Annotated in this window: 4 protein-coding genes; 2 read left to right on the forward strand and 2 right to left on the reverse strand. The window is 68.6% G+C overall.

Annotated features, from left to right (window positions below; translation table 11 throughout):
* Window positions 1–14: 14 nt before the first annotated feature.
* Both QH948_RS04165 and QH948_RS04170 read right to left on the reverse strand, forming a co-directional pair.
* A complete protein-coding gene (locus QH948_RS04165; protein ID WP_281145632.1) occupies window positions 15–2,165 on the reverse strand; it encodes an MMPL family transporter in 2,151 nt (716 codons plus the stop codon).
* 140 nt (window positions 2,166–2,305) lie between these two features.
* On the reverse strand, window positions 2,306–4,318 hold the full coding sequence (locus QH948_RS04170; RefSeq protein WP_281145633.1) for a UvrD-helicase domain-containing protein: 2,013 nt from the start codon (window positions 4,316–4,318) through the stop codon (window positions 2,306–2,308).
* A 318-nt stretch (window positions 4,319–4,636) separates the two neighbouring features.
* Here QH948_RS04170 and QH948_RS04175 point away from each other — a divergent pair, with 318 nt between their 5' ends.
* The gene (locus QH948_RS04175) at window positions 4,637–5,851 is read left to right on the forward strand and encodes an HNH endonuclease signature motif containing protein (RefSeq protein ID WP_281145634.1); all 1,215 of its coding nucleotides are present in this window, start codon (window positions 4,637–4,639) and stop codon (window positions 5,849–5,851) included.
* 214 nt (window positions 5,852–6,065) lie between these two features.
* The gene (locus QH948_RS04180) at window positions 6,066–7,178 is read left to right on the forward strand and encodes a Fic family protein (RefSeq protein WP_281145635.1); all 1,113 of its coding nucleotides are present in this window, start codon (window positions 6,066–6,068) and stop codon (window positions 7,176–7,178) included.
* Window positions 7,179–7,460: the final 282 nt, after the last annotated feature.

The following is a 7,460-nucleotide window of genomic DNA, read 5'->3' on the forward strand; positions in this document are numbered from 1 at the left end:
GGAGGCGGCCCCGGTCAGGCGGCGTGTCGCCCCTTAGCAGCGGCCTCGTCGCGGGCCAGCTTCGACGGCCACCACACGGCCGGCCCGATGTCGTAGACCAGCGCCGGCACCAGCAGCGTCCGCACGACGAACGTGTCGAGCAGCACGCCGAACGCGACGATGAACGCGAGCTGCGCCAGGAAGAGGATCGGGATGACGGCCAGCGCGGCGAAGGTCGCGGCGAGCACGAGGCCGGCCGACGTGATGACGCCGCCCGTGACGGCGAGGCCGCGCAGGATGCCCTCACGGGTGCCGTGGCGCCGGGACTCCTCGCGCACGCGCGTCATCAGGAAGATGTTGTAGTCGATGCCGAGCGCGACGAGGAACACGAACCCATACAGCGGCACGGACGGGTCGGCGCCCGGGAACTTGAACACGTGGTTGAACACCAGTGCCGCGGTGCCCATCGCGGTCCCGAAGCTCAGGGCCGTGGTCGCGATGAGTAGCAGCGGGGCGACGACGCTGCGCAGCAGCGCGATCAGGATCACCAGGATCACGGCCAGCACGATCGGGATGATCAGCGCCCGGTCGTGCTCGTTGGTGTCGCGCGTGTCGACGTCCGTGGCGGTGTCGCCGCCGAGCTGGGCCGTGCCGGCCAGCTCCGTGCGGAGCTCGCGGATGGTCTCGACGGCCTCGTCGGAGTCGGGCGCGTCGGCCAGGGTCGCGAGCAGCATCACCTGACCCTCGGAGACGGTCGGCGCGGGCGTGGGCTGGCCCGGGATCAGCGACTGGACCCCGTCGGAGGTCACCTCGGCCTGCCCTGAGGGGGAGTCCTTCGCCACGACGGCGACGGAGTCGACGCCGTCGGCGGCCAGCAGCTTGTCGGTGACGTCCTGCAGGTTGCCCTCGTCGGTCAGGACATAGGCCGGGGCGCCGGAGCCGCCGGGGAAGTGCTCGCTCAGGCGGTCCTGGCCCTCGCGGGCATCGGAGAAGCCGAGCACGTACTCGCTGGTCGGCACACCGTCTGCCTTCAGCGTCGGAACGAACGCGGCGCCGGCGGCCAGCAGCAGGGCGCAGACGATCCACACCGTGCGCGGTCGGCGGGAGACGAACTCGCCCGCCTTTGCGTAGATGCCGGTGTGGACCTGCTGGTCGTCGCTGCGGTCGGGGTCGTACTTCGGGCGCCGGGGCCAGTAGGCCGAGCGGCCGAGCAGGTACAGGATGCTGGGCAGCAGTGTCAGAGCGGACAGCATGGCGAACACGATGCCGATGGCGGCGACGGGGCCGAGTGACCGGTTGGACCCGAGGTCGCTCAGCAGGAGGCAGAGCAGGCCCGCGATGACGGTGCCGCCCGAGGCGAGGATCGGCTCGAGGACGCCCTTCAGGGCGGAGCGCGTGGCGTCGCCGCGGTGCCGGTGGCGGCGCAGTGCCTCCGCGTAGCGGGCCGTGTAGAGCAGCGAGTAGTCGGTGGCGGCGCCGATCACGAGGATGAACAGGATGCCCTGCGTCTGGCCGGTCAGCGTCAGGATGTCCCACTTGGCCAGCCACCAGTTCGTGAGCAGCGCGACGCACAGCGCGAACAAACTGGTGGCGAGCACTGCGAACGGCAGCACGATCGAGCGGTAGACGACGAGCAGGATCACCAGCACCAGGCCCAGCGCCGTGATCAGCAGGATGCCGTCGATGCCGCCGAAGGCCGTGACGAGGTCGGCAGTGAACCCGGCGGGTCCGGTGATGTTGAAGGTGAGGCCGTCGGGGAGCTCGTCGGTGATGGTGGCCCGGAGTTCGTCGACTGCCTCGGAGATGTCCGCGTCGGTGTCGAGGCCGACGAACAGTTCGGCGGCGAGCCCGTCCTCCGACGCGACGGCGGGGGAGGACGACACCACGTTGGCCTCGTTACCCAGGTCCTCGGCGAGCGTGTTCAGGCTGGCGAGCTGCTCGTCGGTGAGCTTGTCCTCGCTGGTCACGATAACGATGGCCGGGATCGACTCCGAGCCGACGAAGTCCAAGTACCGCTCGCCGACGACCGTCGACTCGGCCGACGACGGTAGGAACGTGCTCTGGTCGTTCTGGGCGACCTCGTCGACCTTGCCGAAGTACGGTCCGCCGATGCCCGCGGCCACGAACCAGAGGAGCACGAGGATGACGGGGATCGCGATGCGAAGGCGCCGGGTTGTGGTGTTCACAAGGGGATTCAAGCACCTCGGAGCGCCAAGACGCGTCTTCTTCCGCGGACCGCGTACGCGTGTCGGCCAGCGGGCGGGATCGACGACGAGCTCGACCTCGACCTCGTCGCCCGCTCCGCGCCCGGTGCGCTTCCTGGCCGCTAGAGCCTGGCCGTGGCCCTGCACTTCGGGAACCTGCTGCAGCCGAGAAACAGGCCATGGCGGCTCTTCCGCTGGACCAGGGTTCCTTCGCCGCAGGTCGGACAGACCCGCACCGCGTCGACGTCGGCCGCTTGGCTCTTCACGACGACGCCGGAGTCCTGGAGGAGCTCCACCACGAACGGCGACTCCAGTCCCACGACCGTGAAGATGGTCACACCCCGTCGGGCGCGTGTCAGGGCCACGTAGAAGAGGCGTCGCTCCTCGGAGTGGGGGAAGCCGTCGTCCCCGGACATCGCGAGCGAGAGGATCGGGTCGTCGGCGATCCCGCTGGGGAGACCGAACGTCCCGGTGGTGAGGTTCGGCAGGACGACGAAATCGGCCTCAAGTCCCTTCGACGCGTGGATTGTGCGGAAGGTGAGGCGAAGTTCCGGGTAGCTGCCGCGGCGGAGGAGGTCGCGTTCGAACCGGTAGCGGCCGAGGACGTCGACGCTGCTGCCGGGCGCGGACGCGGAGAGGTCGGTGAGATGCGCGGCGATCGCGTCGGGGATGGCCTCCCTGCTCGGAATGCGCACCACGGTCACCGGTGGGCCGTCGGTCCCTCGCGCGGCGCGGACCCTCTTGCGCAACTGACTCGGGTTGCGTGCCACGAATCGGCTGGCCACGTCGGCGATCGTCTGGGTGCAGCGGAACGTCGTCTCCAGCCGCCTGGTCAACGCCGGGCCGAAGAAGGCGTCGAAGCTCGTCATGACGCCGAGGTCGGCCCCGGCGAAGCGGTTGATGGCCTGCCAGTCGTCGCCGACGGCGAGCAGATGCTTGTCAGGGCCGGTGATGAGGGCCCTGGTCAGGCGGGCCCGCGCGCGGCTGGTGTCCTGGAACTCGTCGACCATGACGAGATCCCACCGTCGCAAGCTTGGATTCTGTTCGACGAGCTCCGCGGCCCGCAGGAGCATGTCGTCGAAGTCGACGGCCTCGATGGCCCGCAGCTCCGCCTCCCAGCGCTCGTGGATCTGCCAGTACAGGTCGAGGAAGTGCCTGGCTCGCGCCTGGCGACGCTTCGGGAGGTCGCGGATCCGTTCCTCCAGGTCCGCCCGCGTCCACGAGCCCGATTTCGCGTGGGACATGAAGGTACGCATGAGGCGTGCCAGCCGCTCGTGCTCCATCGGCGGGGCACCGGGAATGGGGCGGTCGGGGTTCCAGTCGAGTTCCAGCCCGTGTCGCCTGAGGTCTCGTTCCAGGGACTCGAACCCGCTGAGGTCGGCGATCTCATGCCACGTCGTCTCCACCAACGTCGTGCCGTACCGCTCGTGGATCCGTTTCTTCCACCGCATCGAGTCTGCGTATCCGGTGAAGCTCTCCGGGGGCGTGCCGTCGGCCCGCAGGGCCCAGTGCTCGTGCCACACCTGGACGGCGGGGTAGAAGAAGTCCGGCCGGTACTGGGAGTGTGCGGAGTCAGCGACGTCGTGGGCGTAGCGCCGCTCGTACTCGTACTCGACGCCGTTGAGGAACAGCCAGTTCGCGATGAGCCGCTCGCCCTCGCTTCGGACGGTCTCGCCGCGGTAGGTCTCGAAACCCGTGAGCCTCGTGGCGCGGTCGTAGCTGTCGGGCTCGCCGCCGTCCGGCTCGTCCGCCATGTGGGGGTAGAGGAGTCGGAAGGTGTCCCACTTGTAGCGGAAGCCGGGCGAGGAGTCCCGCAGGCCGTCGACGATCTCGGCGATCTTCGCGACGTCCTTGCCATTCTCGACCCACGGGGCGATGCGGGGCTTGCGGCCCGTCGCCTGGCCGATGATCGACAGCCCGAAGGAATGGAAGGTGCTGGCCCGCAGGCCGTCGGAGGAGATGCCGAGCGCGGCGAGGCGCGTAGTGACCCGCTCCTGCAGTTCCTCTGCGGCGTCGGCGTTGAACGCCAGCATGAGGATGCGGCTGGCGGGCACGAGGCCCCGGGTGATGGCATAGGCCGCCCGGGCGACCATGACCGACGTCTTCCCGGAGCCCGCGGCGGCGATGACACGCACCCGGCCTGGGTGAAGGTGTCGCCGGCGGCCAGCGACAGGCGGTCGATGTCGTGCCAGAGTTTCCATCCGCCTCTGCCGACCCACATTCTGTGCACGGAGCCATCCTGCCGGTTCTCCGGAACCTGTGGGGCATTGGGGCAAGTCAGTGGCGCAATGCTGGCGCGAATCGACCGTTGACAGAGCGCCGAGTCGCCATTCTGCATAGGGGGTGAGATCTCTGTGCCCTGCAGAGTCGCCTGTGGGAGATTGGCCGGACTTTGAACGCTTTTCGGAGGTGGGAGCCCTTGTTCCTGGTTTCGTACGGGTGTACGATTAGGTATGGATTCGTTGGGGGACGCCGGAGCCGATGCGTGGGAGGTTGCCTCCCGTCGTGCGGGCGTGATCGCGGGCCAGGCTGCCCAGCTGAATGCGGATCTGGTGGATCTGATGGTCGAGGTGCTGGAGACCAACTGCTGGTCCGGCGGCGGGATCAGATCCCCTGAGCATTGGCTGCAGTTGATGACGGCCGTCTCTCCGTCCCATGCGGCCGACATTGTGGCGGTGGCGCGTCGGAAGGGTGACTTTCCCGAGTTGGAGGCCCGGCTGGCGCGGGGGACGGTGAGCCTTGATCAGCTGGTCGTCGTCGCCCGGCATGTGCCGGCCGCCTATGCCGAATCGGTCACCGAGTTCGTGCAGGCAGCGACGGTGTCGCAGTTGCGGCGGGTGTTGCCGAAGTATCTGTTCGAGCCCGGCACGCCGGGGCCGGTGGAGGATCCTCCCGACCCCGTGGTGCCGGTCGATGACGCGCCGAAGCTGCAGATGGGGCTGCGGGGTGGGCGGTTCGTGTTGCGGTTCGACGCGAACCCGTTGGATGGGGCGCTGGTGGAGCAGGCCATCCGTGAGGCGAAGGATGCGCTGTTCACGGCCGGCGACCCCGACGCCACGTTGGCGGACGGGATGGTGGAGTGCGCGTCGCGGAGCCTGCATCAGGCCGCGCCGGCGTCGCGTCGGGAGCATTACCGGGTGCTGGTGCATCTGGACGCAGACGGGAACGGGTGGATCAACAAGCGTGGCGCCCTGCCATCCAGGTTGATGCGGAAGCTGACCTGCGACGGGACCCTGAAGCCGGTGTGGACGAAGGATGCGAAGCCCGTCTCCGTGGGGCGGAGTATGCGGATCGTGCCGGAGCGGACCAGGCGGTTGATCGAGGATCGTGACGGTGGCTGCCGGTTCCCCGGCTGCACGGTGACCGGGTTCCTGGAGAACCACCACCTGTTCCACTGGTCAGAGGGCGGCGCGACGGACATCGACACCCTGATCTCGCTGTGTTCCAGGCATCACCGGGAACACCACCAGGGAGAGTTCAGCATCGAGGGTGATCCCGGCATCCCCGCCGGGCTGCGGTTCACGGACCGCCACGGGCTGCCCATCGAGCGCGACATCCCCGACGAGATTCCGCCGCCGGATCATCCGCCGCCCGAGAAGCAGCCGGTCCGTGGCTGGATCATGGAGACCACCTCCATCAACTTCCGGCCAACGCCAGATACCGGGTGAGTGGGACTCTCGCCTGTCAGATGGTGGGGATCCCTGTGTCCTTGCACCACTTTATGGTTATAAAGTGGTGTACCGTGCGAATATGAACCGGGAACGAGGCGCTCTGCACTCTGCGTTCGTGGTCGGCTGGGAAGCCCATCCATGGCATCGCGAGTCGGATGATGGCGCCTCGCGTCGCCAACAACTCGCGGCGCGAGGGCCGTATGAAGCGGCCGTGCCGGCCATCATCGCCGAGGCCCGGGTCGTTATCGACACTGGGCTGCAGGCCGAGGCGGAGGACGCCGTCCGGGAGATCACCCGTTTCGACGCCGAGGTCACGGCCTTCGCGGAACGAAGGGCCGAGGGAGACGGCGACGACAGCACGACGGAGCTCGCGCCGCTGGCGTCCGTCCTCCTGCGCACCGAGTCGGCGTCGTCGTCGGAGATCGAAGGCGTGACCGCAGGCGCTCGGGCCCTGGCGCTGGCGGCCATCGACGCTAAGGCAGGTCCCAACGCACAGCTGGTGACGGCGAACGTCGCCGCCATGCAGCGAGCCGTTGAGCTGGCCGATGACATCAGCATCGACGCCCTCCTCGCAGCGCACCGCGCCCTTCTCGGCAGTCAGGCCTACGCCGCGCCGGGGCGGCTACGGGATCAGCAGGTCTGGATCGGCAGCAACGCGCTGAGCCCGCACACCGCTTCATTTGTCCCGCCCCACCCGTCACGGGTCCCGTCAGCTCTCGACGACCTCATGGCCTTCGTGCAGCGCGTCGATCTGCCCGTGCTGGCGCAGGTCGCGCTGGCCCACGCGCAGTTCCAGACGATCCATCCGTTCAACGACGGCAACGGCCGCACGGGGCGCACTCTCGTCCATGCGATGCTGCGTCACGCGGGCGTCACCCGCACGCTGACGGTTCCCGTTTCCGCTGGTCTGCTGACCGATACCACCGGCTACTTCCAGGCGTTGACCGACTACCGCGAGGGATACATCGAGACGATCATCCAGCAGTTCATCATCGCCTCCTTCCGCGCGATTGACAACGGTCGGGAGCTCGTCGACGATCTGGAAAGGGTCTACGTCGCCTGGAGTGAGAGGCTCACGCCACGCAGGGGATCGGCTGCGCAACGCCTCCTGCCGCATCTGCTCAGTCAGCCCGCGGTCACCGTGGCCCATGTGGAGGCGGTCACCGGCGTCGCGCTCTCCGCCGCGCAGCGGGCGATCGATCAATTGGAGGGGGCCGGGATCCTCGTGCGCACCAACGAGAACCGCCGTAACCGCGTCTGGATCGCCCCGGACGTCATCGAGGCGCTGGACGCGTTCGCGGAGCGTGTCGGGCGGCGCGGCTAGCGAACACGATCCCGGGAGACAAGGGAGGCCCTTGCCCCGCGTTGTGCGGTACGGAGGCAGTCCGCCGACCTGGTAGGCGCAGTAAGTCATCAGGATCGGCCGTGCCACGACAGGGACTCACCCCCGGCTGGGGCACATGTACCACGCCAGTGCCTCGGTGTCCCGCGGCCACGACGAGAGTGTCACCCCCGATCCACAAGTAGCGCGCTTCTCGCTATGGTTCCTGTGTGATGTGGTCGAGGTTGCCGCGCGTTATCGGGTTGCGACCTGCCCTGCCCGAGG

The sequence above is a fragment of the Tessaracoccus lacteus genome, from assembly GCF_029917005.1.
Lineage (GTDB): Bacteria > Actinomycetota > Actinomycetes > Propionibacteriales > Propionibacteriaceae > Arachnia > Arachnia lactea.